Source organism: Massilia sp. NP310 (assembly GCF_019443485.1).
Taxonomy (GTDB): domain Bacteria; phylum Pseudomonadota; class Gammaproteobacteria; order Burkholderiales; family Burkholderiaceae_D; genus Telluria; species Telluria timonae.
This window is the reverse complement of the sequence record NZ_CP080379.1, coordinates 2,755,105-2,774,141: the sequence shown is the minus strand read 5'-3', so window position 1 is coordinate 2,774,141 and position 19,037 is coordinate 2,755,105. Positions and strand designations below refer to the sequence as shown.

At 65.9% G+C, this 19,037-nt stretch carries 13 protein-coding genes; 5 read left to right on the top strand and 8 right to left on the bottom strand.

Annotated elements, in window-relative coordinates; genetic code table 11:
• Window positions 1–34 precede the first annotated feature (34 nt).
• The gene (locus tag KY496_RS12275; protein ID WP_219864919.1) at window positions 35–3,235 is read left to right on the top strand and encodes an error-prone DNA polymerase; all 3,201 of its coding nucleotides are present in this window, start codon (window positions 35–37) and stop codon (window positions 3,233–3,235) included.
• Here the strand turns inward: KY496_RS12275 and KY496_RS12270 are convergent, their stop codons facing one another.
• On the bottom strand, window positions 3,236–4,858 hold the full coding sequence (locus KY496_RS12270) for a PAS domain-containing methyl-accepting chemotaxis protein (RefSeq protein ID WP_219864918.1): 1,623 nt from the start codon (window positions 4,856–4,858) through the stop codon (window positions 3,236–3,238).
• 222 nt (window positions 4,859–5,080) lie between these two features.
• Here KY496_RS12270 and KY496_RS12265 point away from each other — a divergent pair, with 222 nt between their 5' ends.
• The gene (locus KY496_RS12265) at window positions 5,081–6,109 is read left to right on the top strand and encodes a LacI family DNA-binding transcriptional regulator (protein WP_219864917.1); all 1,029 of its coding nucleotides are present in this window, start codon (window positions 5,081–5,083) and stop codon (window positions 6,107–6,109) included.
• A gap of 16 nt (window positions 6,110–6,125) precedes the next feature.
• On the opposite strand, the gene cynS is transcribed toward KY496_RS12265, so the two are convergent.
• Genes cynS through KY496_RS12245 form a run of 4 tightly spaced genes read right to left on the bottom strand, consistent with a single transcriptional unit; the run spans window position 6,126 to window position 9,783 of the window.
• Window positions 6,126–6,575 (bottom strand): cyanase, encoded by a 450-nt coding sequence (cynS, locus tag KY496_RS12260; RefSeq protein ID WP_219864916.1) that lies wholly within the window; start codon window positions 6,573–6,575, stop codon window positions 6,126–6,128.
• Window positions 6,576–6,608: 33 nt separating this feature from the next.
• The gene (locus KY496_RS12255; protein WP_219864915.1) at window positions 6,609–7,505 is read right to left on the bottom strand and encodes an ABC transporter ATP-binding protein; all 897 of its coding nucleotides are present in this window, start codon (window positions 7,503–7,505) and stop codon (window positions 6,609–6,611) included.
• Entirely contained in the window at window positions 7,495–8,370 is an 876-nt protein-coding gene (gene ntrB, locus KY496_RS12250) for a nitrate ABC transporter permease (protein WP_219864914.1), read from the bottom strand. Before ntrB ends, KY496_RS12255 begins: the two co-directional genes overlap by 11 nt.
• An 18-nt stretch (window positions 8,371–8,388) precedes the next feature.
• Window positions 8,389–9,783: a CmpA/NrtA family ABC transporter substrate-binding protein gene (locus KY496_RS12245; protein ID WP_219864913.1), complete on the bottom strand. Its 1,395-nt coding sequence runs from the start codon at window positions 9,781–9,783 to the stop codon at window positions 8,389–8,391.
• Between the two features lie 302 nt (window positions 9,784–10,085).
• Here KY496_RS12245 and KY496_RS12240 point away from each other — a divergent pair, with 302 nt between their 5' ends.
• Together KY496_RS12240 and KY496_RS12235 are read left to right on the top strand one after the other, a co-directional pair.
• A complete protein-coding gene (locus KY496_RS12240) occupies window positions 10,086–10,604 on the top strand; it encodes a gluconokinase (RefSeq protein ID WP_219864912.1) in 519 nt (172 codons plus the stop codon).
• A gap of 245 nt (window positions 10,605–10,849) precedes the next feature.
• A complete protein-coding gene (locus KY496_RS12235; RefSeq protein WP_219864911.1) occupies window positions 10,850–12,631 on the top strand; it encodes a family 16 glycosylhydrolase in 1,782 nt (593 codons plus the stop codon).
• A gap of 1 nt (window position 12,632) precedes the next feature.
• On the opposite strand, the gene KY496_RS12230 is transcribed toward KY496_RS12235, so the two are convergent.
• Both KY496_RS12230 and KY496_RS12225 read right to left on the bottom strand, forming a co-directional pair.
• Window positions 12,633–14,978, bottom strand: a complete 2,346-nt coding sequence (locus KY496_RS12230; RefSeq protein WP_219864910.1) for a GH36-type glycosyl hydrolase domain-containing protein — start codon at window positions 14,976–14,978, stop codon at window positions 12,633–12,635.
• A gap of 20 nt (window positions 14,979–14,998) precedes the next feature.
• A complete protein-coding gene (locus KY496_RS12225; RefSeq protein ID WP_184239229.1) occupies window positions 14,999–16,387 on the bottom strand; it encodes an MFS transporter in 1,389 nt (462 codons plus the stop codon).
• A 215-nt stretch (window positions 16,388–16,602) separates the two neighbouring features.
• On the opposite strand from KY496_RS12225, the gene KY496_RS12220 reads away from it, so the two are divergent.
• On the top strand, window positions 16,603–17,154 hold the full coding sequence (locus KY496_RS12220; RefSeq protein WP_219864909.1) for a hypothetical protein: 552 nt from the start codon (window positions 16,603–16,605) through the stop codon (window positions 17,152–17,154).
• Between the two features lie 54 nt (window positions 17,155–17,208).
• On the opposite strand, the gene KY496_RS12215 is transcribed toward KY496_RS12220, so the two are convergent.
• Window positions 17,209–18,942, bottom strand: coding sequence for a methyl-accepting chemotaxis protein (locus tag KY496_RS12215; protein ID WP_219864908.1), 1,734 nt, complete (start codon window positions 18,940–18,942; stop codon window positions 17,209–17,211).
• Window positions 18,943–19,037 lie beyond the last annotated feature (95 nt).

Sequence of the window (19,037 nt, the reverse complement as noted above, 5' to 3'; positions counted from 1 at the left end):
TTATACAGTATTGGCTGTTTGACAGCCCACCAGCGTGACCAAGCCCACCCCCACCGCCCAGCCCCCATCCCCCCAGGCGCTGCCCCCCTACGCCGAGTTGTTCTGCCTCTCGAACTTCTCGTTCCTGCAAGGGGCCTCGCACGCCGAGGAGCTGGTCGCGCGCGCGGTGCAGCTGGGTTACTTCGCGCTGGCGCTCACCGATGAATGCTCGCTGGCCGGCGTCGTGCGCGCCCATGCCGAAGCGAAAAACGCCGGCCTGCCCCTGATCATCGGCGCCCACTTCCACCTCAAGAGCCTCGACGACGCTCTGACGCCGGCACCCTCCCTGATCCTGCTGGCGCAAAACCGCAACGGCTACGGCAACCTGTCCGAACTGATCACGATCGGCCGCACGCGCAGCGAGAAGGGCACCTACCTGCTCACGCCCGACGACCTGGCCAATCCCGTCCAGGAATACGCGCACCTGCAGCACATGCCCGACTGCCTGGCGATCCTGCTGCCGCCATACCCCGGCCACGAAGCCCAGGACGTCGACCGCCTGCACGCCCAGGCCGCATGGATGGCCACCACCTTCCCGGGCCGCGCCTGGCTCGGCCTCACCCAGCTGCACCGCGCTTTCGACGACGCCCACCGCGCCACGGTGGAAGAGGTGGGCTGGCAGCATGGCCTGCCGATCGTCGCGCTGGGCCACGTCTGCATGCACGTGCGCTCGCGTAAACCCTTGCAGGACACCCTGAGCGCGACCCGCATTGGCAAACCGGTGGGCGCCTGCGGCTACGGCCTGGCGCAGAACGCCGAGCAGCACCTGCGCGCGCGCCTGCGCCTGGCCAATATCTATTCGCGCGAGGCGCTGGCAGAGACGGTGCGCATCGCGCGCCTGTGCACCTTCTCGCTCGACGAGTTGCGCTACGAATACCCGGATGAGGTGGTTCCCGAAGGCCACGATGCCAGCAGCTACCTGCGCAGCGAAACCTGGATCGGCGCGCACCGGCGCTTCCGCGACGGCGTGCCGGCCAAGGTGCAGGCCCAGATCGAGTACGAGCTCGAACTGATCGCCGACATGGGCTACGAACACTACTTCCTGACGGTGTACGACATCGTGCGCTACGCGCGCTCGCAGCACATCCTGTGCCAGGGCCGCGGCTCGGCCGCCAATTCGGCGGTGTGCTACTGCCTCGGCATCACCGAGGTCGACCCGGCCCGCGCCAGCCTGCTGTTCGAGCGTTTCATTTCGCGCGAGCGCAACGAGCCGCCCGACATCGACGTCGACTTCGAACACCAGCGGCGCGAAGAAGTCATCCAGTACATCTACAACAAGTACGGCCGCCAGCGGGCGGCGCTGGCGGCGGTGGTGATCAGCTACCGGCCCAAGAGCGCGCTGCGCGACAGCGGGCGCGCGCTCGGCATCGATCTCGCCATCGTCGAGAAGGTGGCCAAGACCCACCACTGGTTCGACAGCCGCGCGGATCTGCTGGGCCGCCTGGCCGAAAGTGGCCTCGATCCCGAGGCGCCGCTGTCGCGCCAGTGGGCCACGCTGGCGCAGTCGCTGCTGAACTTCCCGCGCCACCTTTCTCAACACCCGGGCGGCTTCGTGATCGCGAAAGGAAAACTTTCGCGCCTGGTGCCGATCGAGAACGCGACGATGGTCGATCGCAGCGTCATCCAGTGGGACAAGAACGACCTCGAAGAACTGGGCCTGATGAAGGTCGACGTGCTGGCGCTGGGCATGCTGTCGATGATGCGGCGCGGCCTGGAGCTGGTCGGCCAGCGCTATGGCGACGTGTTCGAGATGCAGGACATCCCGCTCGAGGACAGCGCCACCTACGACATGATCTGCCAGGCCGACACCATCGGCGTGTTCCAGATCGAGTCGCGCGCGCAGATGAGCATGTTGCCGCGCATGCTGCCGCGCCGCTTCTATGACCTGGTGATCGAGGTGGCGGTGGTGCGTCCCGGCCCGATCCAGGGCGGCATGGTCCATCCCTACCTGCGCCGGCGCCAGGGGCTGGAGCCGATCGAATATCCGAGCCCTGAGATGAAGGTCGCGCTCGGGCGCACCCTGGGCGTGCCGATCTTCCAGGAGCAGGTGATGCAGGTGGCGATCCTGGGCGCCGGCTTCACGCCGGGCGAGGCGGATCAACTGCGGCGCGCGATGGCGGCCTGGAAGCGCAAGGGCGGCCTCGAAAAATACTACGAGCGCATCGTGGGCGGCATGCTCGAACGCGGCTACAAGCAGGAATTCGCCGAGGCAATCTTCAGCCAGATCCAGGGCTTCGGCGAGTATGGCTTTCCCGAATCGCACGCGGCCAGCTTCGCGCTGCTGGCGTATGCGAGTTCGTGGCTCAAGTGCCACGAGCCGGCCGCTTTTCTCTGCGCGCTGCTCAACAGCCAGCCGATGGGCTTTTATAGTCCCTCGCAACTGGTGCAGGATGCGCGCCGCCACGGCATCGAGGTGCGGCCGGTCGACGTCGCCGTCAGCGGCTGGGATTCGGCGCTGGAAGAGTACGACCCCGTCGACCGCTCGCGCCAGCCGGCGGTGCGGCTGGGCTTCTCGCTGCAACGCGGATTGAAGCAGGAGGCGGCCGAGCGCATCGAGCAGGCGCGCGCCATACGGCCGTTCGACAGCGTGGCCGACCTGGCGCGGCGCGCGCATCTCGACCGGGGCGACCTGCAGGTGCTGGCCGCGTCCAACGCCCTGCGGTCGCTGGCCGGGCACCGGCGCGAAGCCCTGTGGCAGGCCTCGGGCGCGGCGCCCGACAAGGATCTGTTGCGCCCGACCGTGCCGCGCGAAGAGACGCCGGCATTGCAGGCGCCGAGCGAAGGCGAAGAGATCGTCGGCGACTACCGCGCGCAGGGATTGACGCTCGGCCGCCATCCGCTGGCGCTGCTGCGTGAGCGCCTGCTCAAGCAGCGCTTCATGCCGGCTTCAAGCCTGATGGACTTCCAGGACGGCCAGCTGGCGCGCGCCTGCGGCCTGGTCACGGTGCGCCAGCGTCCCGGCACGGCCAAGGGCGTGCTGTTCATGACGCTGGAAGACGAGACCGGCAACGTCAATGTGATCGTGTGGCCGACCCTGGTCGAACAGCAGCGGCGCGAGGTGCTCAATGCGCCGCTGCTCGGGGTGTACGGCATCTGGCAGCGCCAGGGAGAGGTGCGCCACCTGGTGGCCAAGCGGCTGGTCGATATGTCGCACCTGCTGGGCGGGCTGGATGCGCGCAGCAGGGATTTTTGTTGATCAGGCCGCGGCCAATTTCATGGCGTGTTTGCCGGCGGCCGCGCGGGCGCTGCGTCCCGGCGCGTTTGCCTGCAACTGAAACACCTGCAAGGCCTGCGACACCTCGTCGGTCTGCCGCGCCAAGGTCGCCGTCGCGGCGGCCGCTTCTTCCACCAGCGCAGCGTTCTGCTGCGTGATCGCGTCGAGCTGGGTCACCGCCTGGTTCACCTGGCCGATGCCGCCCGACTGTTCGCGCGTCGCGCCCGCGATTTCGTCCATCACGCGGGTGACCTGGTCGACCGCGCCCACCACTTCCTGGATCGCCGCGCCGGCCGCCACGCTCAGGCGGTTGCCGTTGTCGACGTCGAGGATCGACGCGTCGATCAGCGCCTTGATCTCCTTGGCCGCCCCCGCGCTGCGCTGGGCCAGCGTGCGCACCTCGCCCGCCACCACCGCAAAGCCGCGGCCCTGTTCGCCCGCGCGCGCCGCTTCCACGGCGGCGTTCAGGGCCAGGATATTGGTCTGGAAGGCGATGCCGTCGATCATGCCGACGATGTCGAGCACCTTGTGCGACGAGGCGCTGATCGCTTCCATCGTGCTCACTACCTCGGTGACGGTGCGCTGGCCGTTGCCGGCCGTCGCGGCGGCGCGGCGCGCGAGGTCGCTGGCCGCGTTCACGCTGTCGGCGCTCTGCGCCACGTTGTGAGTGAGCTGCTCCATGCTGGCCGCCGTCTCCTGCAAGCTCGACGCTTGCGTCTCGGTGCGGCTCGACAGGTCCAGGTTGCCGGTCGCGATGTCGCCGGTGGCGTGGCGGATCTCGTCGAAGTTGGCGCGCACGTCGCCGATCACGCTGAACAGGTTCACGGCCGACTGGCGCAGGGCCGCCACCAGCTGGCCCATCTCGTCGTCGCGGCGCGGCGCCAGGCGGCAGGTGAGGTCGCCGCCGGCCAGGCGGCGCGCGAAGCCGGATGCATCGGCCAGCGGCGCCAGCACGTTGCGGCGCAGGCTGGCCCACAGGCCCAGCACCATGGCCAGAGAAGCGGCCAGCGACAACAAGACCCATGCCGGCAGGCCGTCGCGCCAGCACTGGAGCGTGATCGCCGCCAGCAGCAGCGTCAACAGGCCCATGCCGCCGTTGACTTGCGTGCGCAGCGGCAGCCGGCCCAGCGCCGCCAGGCGGCCGCGCAGGCCGCCGTGTTCGACGCGGCCGTTGCGCAAGACCAGGCCGCGCGGGTTGCCGGCCTTGAATTCGCCGTACAGCGCCGTCGCCTCTGCTATCTGCTCGCGGGTCGGTTTGGTGCGCACCGACATATAGCCGGTCGCCTGGCCGTTCTCGAGCACCGGCGTCACGTTGGCGTACACCCAGTAATAATCGCCGTTCTTGCAGCGGTTCTTGACCATGCCGCTCCACGGCCGTCCGGCGCGGATCGCCTGCCACATGTCGGCGAAGGCCTCCACCGGCATGTCCGGATGGCGCAGGATATTCTGCGGCGCGCCGATCAGCTCTTCCTCGGTAAAGCCGCTCACCTGCACGAAATAAGGGTTCGCGTAACGGATATTGCCCTGCAAATCCGTGGTCGAGACGATGGTCTTGCCGTCGGCGAGCTGGTATTCGATATTGGTGATCGGGGTATTCAGGCGCATACGATTCTTTCACTAGGGCAACATAGCAGGAAAAGTATAGCCATCGCCGAGGAGGTCGTCTGCGGGGGAGGGGTATAATTCAGCAAAAAAACAACAATAAAATCAGTAAATCCAATATATGACTTTTCGGTCGTTTTTTGCGCTGGCCAAGGCAGCCACGAAAGGCCAGTCCGTTGTTGATAGAATGGAACCAGGGATGAAGAACGCCACGACAGGATGACAATGGATAAGACGAGCCGCAGCAGGGGCAGGGGAACGGGACGGGCGACGCTCGAGCAGGTGGCGGGCATGGCCGGCGTGTCGATCATGACCGCCTCGCGCGCGCTGAGCCAGCCGCAGATGGTTTCCGAGGTCACTCGCGTCAAGGTCGAGCGGGCGGTGGCGGAACTCGGCTACGTGCCCAACCGCGCCGCGCGCGCGCTGGCCTCGTCGCAATCGCATGTGATCGTGGTGCTGGTGCCGTCGTTTTCCAACGCCGTGTTCACCGCCGTCCTCGAAGGCATCCACGATGCCGTCGCACCGGGCCAGTACCAGCTCCTGATCGGCAATACCTATTATTCGCAGGCAGAGGAAGAAAAGCTGCTGCGCACCTATCTGCAATCGAGCCCGGACGGCATCCTGTTCTCGAGCCAGACCCATAGCCCGGCCGTGACGAAGATGCTGGAAGCGTCGCAGGTGCCGTCGGTGTCGATGATGGACCTGTCGGACGATGCCGGCGCGCTGTCGGTCGGCTTCTCGCAATTCGAGGCCGGCATGGAGATGACGCGCCACCTGGTCAGGAAGGGCTACCGCCGCATCGGTTTCATCGGCGCCCAGCTGGACGAGCGCACCCTGCGGCGCGCCGACGGCTATCGGGCCGCCATGGTCGAGGCGGGCCTGGCCGACCCACGGCTCGAGCTAATGGTGCCGGAGCGTTCCACGATCGCGCTCGGCGCCGAATTGATGGGGCAGATGATGGCGAACATGCCCGACTGCGACGCCGTCTTCTGCTGCAACGACGACCTGGCCCACGGCGCCGTCTACCACTGCCAGCGCCACGGCATCCGCATCCCGCAGGAGATTGCCGTCTGCGGATTCAACGATCTGCCAGCGTCGGCCTGGATGATGCCGTCGCTTACCACCATCGACACGCCGCGCTACCAGATCGGCTTCGAAGCCGCCGGCCTGCTGCTGCAGGTGATCAAGGGCCAGGAGCCCGAACGCAAGCGCATCGACCTGGGCTTCACCCTGCGCGAGCGCGAGAGCGCCTGACCTTCAGGCGCGTGATTCAATAGCTCTTATAGGGCAGGAATTTACCGGACAAGACCACGTTGACGCGGTCGCCCTTCGGATCTTCGGCGCGCTGGATGTCCATCGAAAAATCGATGGCGCTCATGATGCCGTCGCCAAACTCTTCGTGGATCAGTTCCTTGATCGTGGTGCCGTACACGTTCACCAGCTCGTACCAGCGGTAGATCAGCGGATCGGTCGGCACCGCCGTCGGCAGCGATCCCTTGTAGGGCACAATCTGCAGCCAGGCGATGGCTTCGTCAGAGAGTTCAAAGATCTTGCCGACCGCCTCGGCCTGCGGCTTCGTCAAGGTCATCTGGCCAAGGCAGGCGGCGGTGGTCCATTCCTTCGACAGGCCGGTGGCCTCGGTCACGTCGCGCCACTTGATGCCCTTGCGGACCTTGGCGGACAGGATCATCTTGGTGACGTCTTCACGGCATGAAATCATGTTTGGCTCCATCGATTGGGTAAAGGCGAACGCTCAGGCCGAAGCCCGGGCAGGGTAGTGGTCGGGCGCCGCGGGCACGGCATCGTCTTCCAGGCCGGGACGTACGATGCGCGTCGCCGAGGGCTCGGCGCCGTCGGCGCCGGACTGCTGCAGCATCTTCGAACGGCGCACCAGGAAGTCGACCAGGTGGTTGCGGATCTTGTAGAACTGCGGATCGCGGTGGATCGTGGCGCGGCTGCGGTCGGCCGGCAGCGTGTTGACGACGATCTCGGCGATCCGCGCCTGGGGCCCGTTGCTCATCAAGAAAATGCGGTCGGCCAGCAGGATCGCCTCGTCGACGTCGTGGGTGATCATGAAGACGGTCTGGCGCGTGGCCGCGCAGATGCCCAGCAGCTCGTCCTGGATCGTGCCGCGGGTGAGGGCGTCGAGCGCGCCGAACGGCTCGTCCAGCAGCAGCATCTTGGGCTCGACCGCGAAGGCGCGCGCGATGCCCACCCGCTGCTTCATGCCGCCCGAGAGCTCGGCCGGCTTCTTGCGCGCCGCGCCGGAGAGGCCCACCATCTCGATGAAGCGCGCGCCGTGCTCGCGCACCTTGTCGCGCGGCCAGTCGGGATGGCGCGAGCGCACGGCGAAGCCGATATTGTCTTCCACGCTCAGCCAAGGCAGCAAGGCGTGGTTCTGGAACACCACGCCGCGGTCCAGGCCGGGGCCGGTCACCTCGCGGCCATCCATGATCACGGTGCCGGCGCTGGCCGCTTCGAGCCCGGCCAGCACGTTCAGGATGGTGCTCTTGCCGCATCCCGAATGGCCGATGATGCAGATGAACTCTCCGCGCTCGATCGCGAAGGTTACTCCTTCGAACACCGGCGGCTGGCCGGCGCGGTAGGTCTTGGCCAGGCCGTCCACCTGGACGAAGCGGTCATTCGGCATAGGTCACCTTCTTTTGCAGGGCGGCGAACATCAGGTCCAGCGCCATGCCCACGATGCCGATCATGAGCACGGCGAACAGCACGTTCGCCAGCGACAGGTTGTTCCACTCGTTCCACAGGAAGTAACCGATGCCGTTCCCGCCGATCAGCATTTCGGCGGCGACGATCACCAGCCAGGCGATGCCCATCGAGATGCGCATGCCGGTGATGATGGTCGGCGCCGCCGCCGGCAGGATCACCAGGAAGGCCTTGCGCAGCGGCGACACTTCGAGCGTGCGCGCGACGTTGAGCCAGTCCTTGCGCACGCCGGCCACGCCGAAGGCGGTGTTGATCAGCATCGGCCAGATCGAGCAGATGAAGATCACGAAGATGCCCGAGATCGACGAATCCTTGATCGTGTAGAGCGCGATCGGCATCCAGGCCAGCGGCGAGATCGGCTTGAGCACCTGGATGAACGGATCGATCGCGCGGTACAGCAGCGGCGACATGCCGATCACGAAGCCCAGCGGGATCGCCACCAGCATCGCCAGCAGATAGCCCAGGGCGACGCGCACCAGAGAATGCGCCAGCTGGATGCCGACGCCGCGGTCGTTCGGGCCGCGATCGTAGAACGGGTCGGCCAGGTGGCCGCCCGCTATCTGCGCGAACTGCGACGGCGTGGGAAAGCCGCTGCCGGCGGCAGGCGCCGGATCCGCGGCGGCCACCGGCGCCTGTCCCATCAGGGCCGCGTACTCGGCTTCCTCGGCGCTCATCGCCGCCACCGGCGCCGCGGCGCGCGGCGCGGTGGCGATATGCCAGACGCCGAGCAAGACCAGCAGCAGCGCCAGCGACAGCAGCGCCGCCTTGAACTTCATTTGCTTGTGCATGGATTCTTTCGTTCCAACTCAGGCGCGCTTGATCGCGAAGCTGTCCAGGTAGGCCTGCGGCTTGGCCGGGTCGTAGGTCTTGCCCATGATCGTGAACGGTCGGTAGCCGCTTGCCGCGGCGGCCGGCGCCGGCATGCCGAGGGCCGCCATCTGCTTGCGCGCATCGGTCAGCAGGAACACCTGCTCGGCCAGCGCCTTGTAGTTGACGTCGCCCTTCAGGTAGCCCCAGCGCTTCATCTGCGTCAGCATCCAGGTCGCCATCGAATACCAGGGCAGGGCGTCGAAGTCGGCGCGGTCCGGCTCGTTGCGCACCTTGCCCAGGCCGTCGGCGAAGCGGCCGGAGAGCGCCTGCAGCACCACGGTCTCGGGCTGGTTCAGGTAGGCCGGCTTGCTGATCGCCTTGGCGATCTCGGCCCGGTTCCCGGCCTTGTGCGCCATCGCGGTGGCATTCAGGATGGCGCGGTACAGCGCGGCGAAGGTGTTCGGGTTCTGGTCGATGAAGGCCTGCGAGGCGCCGAAGGCGCAGCAGGGATGGCCGTTCCAGATGTCCTTGGTGAGAATGTGGATGAAGCCGATCTGGTCGAACACGGCGCGCTGGTTGAACGGATCGGGGCCGAGGAAGCCGTCGATGTTCCCGGCGCGCAGGTTGGCGACCATCTCGGGCGGCGGCGTCACGCGCAGCTGGACGTCGCGGTCCGGGTCAAGCCCGTGCTCGGCCAGGTAGTAGCGCAGCAGGAAGTTGTGGACCGAGTACTCGAAGGGGATCGCGAACTTGAAACCCTTCCAGTTGCGCGGGTCGCGGTTGTTCTTGTGCTTGAGGCCGAGCGTGATCGCCTGGCCGTTGATGTTCTGGATGGTGGCGACGCGCATCGGCTGCGGCGTGCCGCCCTGGCCGATCGACATCGCCAGCGGCATCGGCGCCAGGAAGTGCGAGGCGTCGAGCTCGCGGTTGATCATCTGGTCGCGCACCAGCGCCCAGCCGGCGGTCTTGCTGAGGGTGACGTTCAGGCCCTGCGCCTTGTACATGCCCATCGGGTCGGCCATGATCAGGGGCGTGGCGCAGTTGATCGGGATGAAGCCGATCTTGAGGTCCTTCTTCTCGAGCGCGCCCGTTTTTTCCATCGCATTGGCCTGCAGGCTGGCCAGCGGCAGCAGCGAACCGATCGCCGCCATCAGCGTCGGCGCGCCCACCGCCTTGATCAGGTTGCGGCGCGTCGCTTCATGCGGAAACAGGGCGCGCACCGCTGCCGCCTCGACGAAGTCACCGGACAGCGCTTCGGCATCGCCGGCGCGCCGCAGCCTGGCGGCTTGCGCTTCGCGATCGTGCTCGTCCTGGGAACCATGCCTGCCGCAGGGGCAGCCGTTGAGTGAAGACTCGGTCGAATAAGGGCGGTACAGATTCTCATCTTTCATTGGCGAAGATCCCTGGTAGTGGTGATGACGCAAAAAATGAAACGGCGAGGCGGGCATGACGATGCTTGAGCATTGTCAACAGCAAGAGCTGTGCCATCCGGAATCGTGCGCGGCCAAGTCATTCATTTCAAAGACGAAACACGCTTTTTTGCGTCGGCAAGCACCGGCAGGACAGCGCCCGCGATTTTCGTCGACAGGCACTGACAGCGCGCATCCGCCCAACCGTGGTGCATGACCGCTTTACATCCTTCGTGCGTAGACGCTACAATCGCCCATATCGATGTTAGCGTTAACATAGGGAAATGACGACACAAGCGCGAGACGACAACAAGGGAACGGCCTGGGTAGTCATGGGCGTGAGCGGCTGCGGCAAGACCAGCATCGGCGAAAAGCTGGCCGCCGCGCTCGGCGTGCCGTTCATCGAGGGCGACGCCTTCCATTCGCAGGCCAATATCGCCAAGATGACGGCCGGCACCGCGCTGACCGACGACGATCGCCGCGACTGGCTCTTGACCTTGCGCGACAAGCTCGCCGCACGCGAGGGCGGGGCGGTGCTGTCGTGTTCCTCGCTCAAGCGCGCATATCGCGACCTGCTGCGCAGCGCCGGCGGCGACGTGCGCTTCGCGCACCTGGCCGGCGAGCGCAGCCTGCTCCTGGAGCGCGTCAGCAATCGCCCCGGCCACTATATGCCGCCATCGCTGCTCGACAGTCAGCTGAGCACGCTCGAACCCCTGCAGCCGGACGAAGCCGGCATTACCCTCGACATCCGCGACAGCCAGGAACAACTGGTCGCGCAAATCCTCGCCAGCGTCCGCGCATAAGCAGCGCCACCCGCTTCCCCGCCGCATGCATATGCCGGCGGGGTAATCGCGCACGCACCATTCGCATCGAATGGACACGTCCAGAAAATCAGACTATATTTTACTTTCCGGTTTGGAAAGGTTTCCAATCCCGTATTCCACACGAATCCGCACGACATCATTCGAGACCAACGAGCAAGTTGGCAAGCCGCGGCACGGCCAACCGGCACGGCCGCATTTCTTGTAGTGAGATAAGAGGAGTCGACGTGAACAACCAGAACCAGAAATATGGCTCGAGATGGAAACCTTTCCACGCAATCGCCGCCGGCATCCTGCTGGCCTGCGGCGCGCAGGCCGCGGCCAGCGTCACCAATCCGGTCATCGGCCAGCTGCTGTGGTCGGACGAGTTCAACGGCAACAGCGTGAACACCGGCGTGTGGAACCTGCAGGACGGTAACGGCTGCCAGATCGGCCTGTGCGGCTACGGCAATGCCGAGCTGCAGTACTATAGCCCCAACAACGCCAGCATCGTCAACGTGCCTTTCGAATCGGGCACGCGCGCGCTGGCGATCCAGGCGCGCAGCCAGACGATCGGCAGCAATGTCTTCACCTCGGCCCGGCTCGACACCAAGAACAAGGTGCAGGTGCAGTACGGGATGATCGAGGTGCGCATGGCCACGCCGAACCTCGGCACCGGCTTGTGGCCGGCCGCGTGGATGCTGGGCGTCAGTCCGCAGACCTGGCCGCGCAACGGCGAGATCGACATCATGGAGATGGGCCACAAGGCGTCCGGCCGCGCCGAGGGCGGGGCGCCGTCGTCGAACCACTTCGTCGGCTCGAACGTGATCACCTGGCAGCAGGCCGCCTGCGTGCCCGGCAACGAAAGCTGCGCCGCCTCGACCGCGTGGCAGACCAAGAACTGGTACGTGCCCCAGAATTCGCTCGCGAACCGCTTCGTCACCTACCGCTTCTATTGGGACGAGAGCCAGATGCGCTTCACGACGGTCGACAACGGCGTCGAGCACAATATGTACAACGCGCCACTGCCGGTCAATTCGAGCGCGTTGCAGGCGCCGTTCTATCTGCTGTTGAACATGGCCGTGGGCGGCAACTTTACCGACGCCGCCAACCCGGGCCAGGTCACGGCGCCGCTGCCCGCCACCATGTACGTCGACTACGTGCGCGTCTATCAGATGGACGGCAAGGGCCAGGTGAAGCTGGGCGACCAGACCGTGCCGGAAGTAGCCGGCAAGTTCGGCGTGTTCACCGACACCACGGCGGTCAACAACAAGCTGGTGGCGGGGACGAGCTCCGACATCTTCCTGTGGAACGCCGCCTCCACCGGCGCCGGCAACACCGCGCCGTTCGAGGGCAACAACGTCATCGCCTGGAACTACACCACGCCGGGCCAGTGGTTCGGCGGCGGCATCCAGGCGCGCCAGGCGCGCAACCTGAGCAACTACCGCGCTAACGGCACCGTCAAGTTCCGCATCCGGATCCCGGCCAATGTGGGCTTCAGGATCGGCATCGGCGACACCTACACGAACCAGAACTGGGTCAACTTCCCGGCCAATACCACCGCCTATGGATTGACGCGCAACGGGCAGTGGGCGCAGGCCTCGATTCCCGTCTCGACCCTGCTCGGGCCGCTGGTTGCGGCGCAGTCGCTTCACGACATCTTCATGATCTCGAGCATCGACGGCGCGCTGCCGTCATCGAGCTTCCAGTTCGCGATCGACGACATCGTGTGGGAGTCGGGCGGCGGCGGCGCCACGCCGCAGCCGGAGCCGAGCGGCCCGACCTCGGTCAGCCAGACCTCGTCGACGATGCTGCAGTTCCGCACCACCACCGGCGGCTGGGCCGACGTGCACTACACCGTCAATAACGGGGCGCAGCAGAACGTGCGGATGCAGCTCAGCGGCGCCAACAACACGTACACGGCGGGCGGGCTGAAGATCGGGGATGTGGTGCGGTATTGGTTCACCTACTGGGACGCGCAACGCGGCTTCGCGGTGGATACGCAGCAGCAGACGCACACGATGCAGTAATCTAGGGCGCTCTTACCTCAAGCCGGTATGTGCGGCCCGCTTCGATGTTGTCGACGCGGGCCGCAGGCAGGGCCACACCATCGCATGTCACCTCGACCCGGTCGACCGCGCCGCGCCTGATGTCGACCTCGAAGGTCGCGCCGCGGAAGCGCCGCGTCACCGTCATGCCATCCCAGCCGGACGGCAGCTGCGGCGCCACCGTCAGGCCTTTCAGGTCGCCCTTCAGGCCGCACAGCCCCTCGATCAGGCAGCGGTAGACCCAGGCCACGGTGCCGGTGTTGAACAGCTGGCTCGAGCGCCCGGCGGTGCGCGGATATTCCTTGTAGGCGCCGCGGTAGTAATTGGGGATGAACACCGGCAGCTGGCCGCGCTGCAGATAGTCGTCCAGGCCCGGGCCGGGAATCATCTTGCGCAGCGCGTCGAAGGCGCGGTCGGCTTCGCCGATCGTGTACAGGCTGTAGATGTAGAACACCGAGGCGTGGTTGTAGACGGCGCCGTTCTCGGCCGAGCCGGGATGCTTCTGCGTGACGCGGCCGACGTCCTCGCGCATGGCGCTGTAGGGCGGCGCGAACATCTGCACGCCGTAGGGTGTGCGCAACTGTTCGTCGATCGCCTTCAACATCAGCGCGCGTTGTTCGGCGCTGGCGGCGCCCGACAGGAAGGCCCAGCTTTGCGGGTTCAGGTAGATGCGGCCCTCGGTGTCGCTGGCGACGCCGAACTTGACGTCGTCGTCGGTGATGCCGCGCGCGAACCAGGCGCCGTCCCACAGATGGGCTTCGGCGGCGCCGTTCATCGCTTCGGCGCCCGCGCGGTAGCGCGTCAGCGACGCGGCGTCGCCGCGCGCGGCGCACACGTCGGCCCACAGGTTCAGGGCATAAGCCGCCGCCACCGTCAGCCAGCCCGAGACGCCGCGGCCCTTGTAGCCGACCATATTCATCGGATCGCACCAGTCGCCCTGCTCGATATAGGACAGGCCGCGCGCATCGCGCCGCTGCAACAGCCAGTCCATCGCCAGCGAGATGCGTTCGAACGCGGTTTTCACGTCGCCGTCGTGGGTGGCGACCGGCGCATCGAGGATAGCGTCGTCGCCCGTTTCGTCGAGATAGGCGCGCAGGCATACCGGCAGCCACACGCAGTGGTCGGTGTGCGGGATCTGGTTGATGTATTTCAGTTCGGCGCCTTCGAACAGCAGGATCCCGTCCGGCATCGCGCCATTGGCTTCCTGCTGGCTCAGTGCATGCAGGAAGGCGGCGCGCGCCGCCGCCGGCTTGACGAAGGCCATGCCCATATTGTCCTGCAGGTAGTTGCGGGTCTGCGGGTCGGTGGAGAGGCGGTTGACGTCGCCGTGGTAATAGACCTGGCGCGCGAGCCAGGTGTTGACGAAGTTGTCGAGCTCGCGGTCCTGGGTCGCGATCCGCAGCACGCCTTCGCCCTCCAGGATATAGGCCGCGTAGTCGCGCGCGGCGGCGGCGAAACCCTGTTCGCTCAGGTATGTGTCGCGCAGGGACGCGATCTCGGCATCGTCGAAGGCGGGGCCGAACAGGAAGCGCCGCGTGGCCGCTTCGTTTGGCGCCAGCGCCAGCCGGTACTGGACCACGGCGGCGGGCGTCTCGTAGCGCGCGTCGCCGCAGCCCAGGCGTTCGCCGGCCAGCGCGGACGGCGCGTGCAGGCCGCCTTCGCCCTCGAAGGCGATCTGGCCAACCTCCCACGCATCCGGCGCCTGTTCGCACAGCAGCACCGTGCGGTCCTTGAACAGGCGGTTCTTGAAATAGTCTTCCAGCTTCTGGTAGGGGGTGACGCTGGACGCGACGATGCCTCCCAGGTCGTGACGGTACTCGGCAGACTGGTTCATCCACGACATGTAGCCGATCGTGAAATAGGGGTAGACGCTGATGCGGCGCGGGCGGTCCGACAGGTTCGTCACATCCATCGACCACAGCTCGGCGACGTCGTCGACCGGCAGGCTGAGCACGAGTTCGATGCGGATGCCGAACTTCTCGACGGTCCAGCGCAGGTCGTGGCGGCCGACCGAGAATTCGAATCGGTCGACGCCACCGCGCACCGGTTCGTAGGGCGCCGAGAACAGCTCGCCCGTGTCTTCGTCCTTCACGTAGAAGAAGCGGCCCGGATGGTGGGCGTAGTAGTGCTGCTCCGGCTGCATGAAGGACTTGGCCTGCATGTTCGGCGCATGCGAATACTTGCTCGGCTCCGGCTGCATGAACTGGGCGGTGGCATAGCCGCGGCAGGTCGACTGGATCATCATCCTGCGGTTCCACAGGAAGCCGCCGGCCTGCGGCATCGCGGTGGGGCTGGTGAGCACGTAGCGGTCGTCTTGCGGGTGCAGCATGGATGGAGTCTCCAATGTTTTCATGGCGCCGCCTTGCGCGCCGCCAGCTCGAGCTGGATGCGCGCCAGCAGCTTGCCGTCGAGGTGATAGAAGCACATGACCAGCACCGCCAGCAGGGCGAACGAGGCCGGCACGAAGGACATCAGCCACACGATGCCGGCCTGCGAGCCGGTCGTCTGCGCGGCATTGGGCACGTAGCCCAGCGCGGTGAACACGGCGCCGATCACGCTCACCGCGACCGCGGTGCCGAGCTTTTGCGAGAAAGTGGCGGCGGCGAAGGTCATGGCGGTGGCGCGGCGGCCGGTGGTCCATTCGTTGTAGTCGGCGGTGTCGGCATACATCGAGAACGCCAGCGGCGACTTGGGGCCGAGCACGAAGCCGGTGGCCGCCTGCAGCGCGAACATCAGGTCGATGCGGTCGCTGGGAATCAGGAAGAAGGCGGCCGAGAAAACGGCGGTCGCGCTCATCAGCACGATCATGAGCAGTTTCTTGTCGACGAAGCGGGTCATGAGCGGCGTGCAGGCGGCGCCGATGGCGGCGAAGATCATATAGGTCGGCACGAAGCTCGCCATCAGCTCGGGGCGTTCGACCACATACTTGAAGTAATAGGCCGAGGTGGTGGTGCGCAGGGTGATGGTCACCATGATCACCAGGGCCAGCACGAACAGCACCACCCAGGGACGGTTGGCGGCCAGGTCGCGAATGTCGCGCAGCACGTCGCTCTTCTGGCCGGGCGGCGGGGCGATCCGCTCGCGCGTGTTGGCGAAGGTGATCAGGAACATCAGGGCGGCGGCGATGCTCCAGGCGACCATGGTCAGCTGCCAGCCGCGTTCATCGTCGCCGCCGCCCAGCCACCCCACCATGGCCGGCGTGGCGGCCGTTACCAGGGTGGAGCCGGCGAAGGCGAAGATGAAGCGCAGGCCGTTGATGGTCGAGCGCTCCTGCGGGTCGGCCGACATCACGCCGGACAGCGCGTTATAGGGGATGTTGACGCAGGTGTAGAACACCATCATCGCCAGGTAGCTGGCGTAGGCCCAGACGAGTTTGCCGTCGGCGTCGAGGTCGGGCGTGGTGTAGGTGAGCACAGCGGCGGCGCCGAGCGGGATCGACATCCAGACCAGATAGGGGCGGAACTTGCCGAAGCGGGTGCTGGTGCGGTCGGCGGCGGCGCCGATCAGCGGGTCGGTGAAGGCGTTGATCAGCTTGATCGAGGCGAGCAGGGTGGCAGCCTGGGCCGCCGAGATGCCGAAGGTGTCGGTGTAGAAAATCAGCAGGAAGGTCGCGATATTGGCCCAATAAAAATTGAAGCCCATATCGGCTACGCCATAGCTGAGCTTTTCGCGCCAGCCGAGAGCATGACCGATGCTTTTTTCTTCAGGAACCAGGGCTTCAGGCGCGCGCTTGAGCATGGTTTGTCTCCGTGTGTATTTTTTGTGCGACGACGGAGAGGAAACGTCCACCGTGCCTTGAATGATAACGCTAACATCAACGGCAAGTATGCGGCGGGGTGAATGGAATGTCAACACACGAGTTGCGTCTGTTTCAGCCGGGATGTGACAGTGCGCGCATCTTGATGAGGCAGGCGACTGCTAGCATGAACTGTCCAGCCCACAGGAGAGGCAAAGTGTTCGCACCGCCATCAACAACTTTCTTGAAGAGCCAACTGTACGCTACTTTGCTGCTCGGCATCCTGGCAAGTCCATCCAGCCTCGCCTGTTACGCGCCTCCACTCGAGCAGATGGTCACACCTGAAGCGCAGATCGCCATGGCCACGGATGTCTCCGTCGCCAAAGTCGTCAGAGCGACGCCCACATCGATCCGCGGAGGTGGAGGACGCCTGACCGTTGAATACGAATTCGAAGTGCAAGAGCGCATCCGGGGCTTCCCCGCACAGCGGTTCATTGTCGTTGGCGCGGCGGGAGAGACGCGATCGCCGCCGTCATCCCTTGACCACAGTGATGAAAAGTTCTGGGAACGTGGAGGGGGACGCCTGTACAACGATTCCGACTGCGTGCTGCGACCGAACTTCGAGATCGGCGAAATGTATTTGATTTTCCGCGGCAGGCCCGCCACCTGGCGCAGCTTCGAGTACATCGAAACCGTGCGCGGCCAGCCCAATCCAGACGACAGGTGGCTGGCCTACGTGAGGGAACAGCTGGAAAGCCGGAGCCAATGAAAAAGCCGCCGTGCCTGAAAAGGGACGGCGGCTTCATTTAGCGGCGAGAGACGGTCAGAACTCTTCCCATTCTGCCTCATTGACCTTGGCTGGTGCAGTAGGCTTGCCGGTGGCCTTGGCGGCTGCCGGCTTGGCGACAGGTGCTGGCTTGGCCGCCGCACGCGCCACCGGCTTGGCCAACGCCGGCCGTGCGGGCGGACGCTTCACCGCAACCACCGGCGCCGCCGGGGTCACATACCGCGCATCGAGCTTGAACACATCGACCACCTGCGCCAGGCGCTGCGCCTGATCCTGCAGCGCCGCGGTGGCGGCGGTGGCTTCCTCGACCAGCGCCGCGTTCTGCTGGGTCGCATTGTCCATCTGGCCCATGGCCTGGTTGACCTGATCGATGCCGGTGATCTGTTCCTGGCTGGCCGACGAGATTTCTCCCATGATGTCGGTCACGCGCTGGATCGAGTCGACCACTTCGCGCATCGTCGCGCCGGTGTGGTCGACCAGCCTGGTGCCGGTGTCGACCTTTTCGACCGAGTCGCCGATCAGCTGCTTGATTTCCTTGGCGGCGGCGGCCGAGCGCTGCGCCAGCGTGCGCACTTCCGAGGCGACCACCGCGAAGCCGCGGCCCTGTTCGCCGGCACGCGCCGCTTCCACGGCCGCGTTCAGCGCGAGGATATTGGTCTGGAAGGCGATGCCGTCGATGACCGCGATGATGTCGACGATCTTGCGCGACGAATCGTTGATCGAGCCCATGGTGGCGACCACCTGGTCGACCGCCTGGCCGGCCTGGGTGGCCACGCTCGAGGCGGCGATCGCCAGCTGATTGGCCTGGCGGGCGTTGTCGGCGTTCTGGCGCACGGTGCCGGTCAGTTCTTCCATCGAGGCGGCGGTTTCTTCCAGCGCCGCGGCTTGCTGTTCGGTGCGGCTGGACAGATCGAAGCTGCCGGCCGCGATCTCGCTCGAGGCGCCGCTGATGGTCTGGGTGCCGCTGCGCACTTCGTCGACGATCTTCGACAGGGACGTATTCATATGGCCCAGCGCGCGCAGCAGGGCGCCGGTTTCATCGGTCGCCCTGGTGTCGATCTCGACCGTCAGGTCGCCGGCCGCCACCTGTTCGGCCGCGTGCACCGCCTGGCGCAGCGGACGGGTGATCGAGCGGGTCAGCAGCCAGGCGAACACGCCGCCCAGCAACAGGGCGCCGGCGGCCAGCGAGCCGATCACGACGTTGCCGCGGGCCGCGGTGCTGGCGATCAGCCCGGCGCTGGCGGCGATGCGCTTGTGCTGCAGGTCGACCAGTTCCTTCACGCGTTCCTGGTAGGCCTTGGCCGTGGGATTGAATTGCTGGGTCAGGATCTGTTCCGCCAGTTCGACGTTGCCTTCGGCCTTGGCCTTGACCGCGCCATCGCGCGCCTTGCTGTAGGCGGCGCGGTGTTCCATGACCGACTTGAACAGGGCGGTTTCGTCGTCGCCGCTGATCAACGGTTCGATCTGCTTGACCAGGTCGGCCGACAGCTTGCCGGTGGCGGCCGAGTCTTCCTTGAAGAACTCGGTCAGCGACGGGTCGCTGCTCTTGACGATGGCGGCGGTGCGGCGCACGGCGGCGAAGATCTGGGTATACCACTCGGCGATCATGCGCTCCTTCGCCAGCGGTTCTGCCAGAATCGCCTCTGTCTCGTGGGCGACCTGGTTCAGGCGCCAGACGCCGACGGTAGCGATGATGACGGTCATCAGAAGCGTCAGGGCGAAGCCGGCGGCCAGGCGCGTACCGATGTTGAGTTTGATGAAATTGCCCATGTTTTGTGTAATTGAGATAGGGTTTTTTCCGCCGGAATGGCGGCATCCGTGCGGCGTTTGTCTTATGACACCAGAACTGTCTGTACAAATGTTGT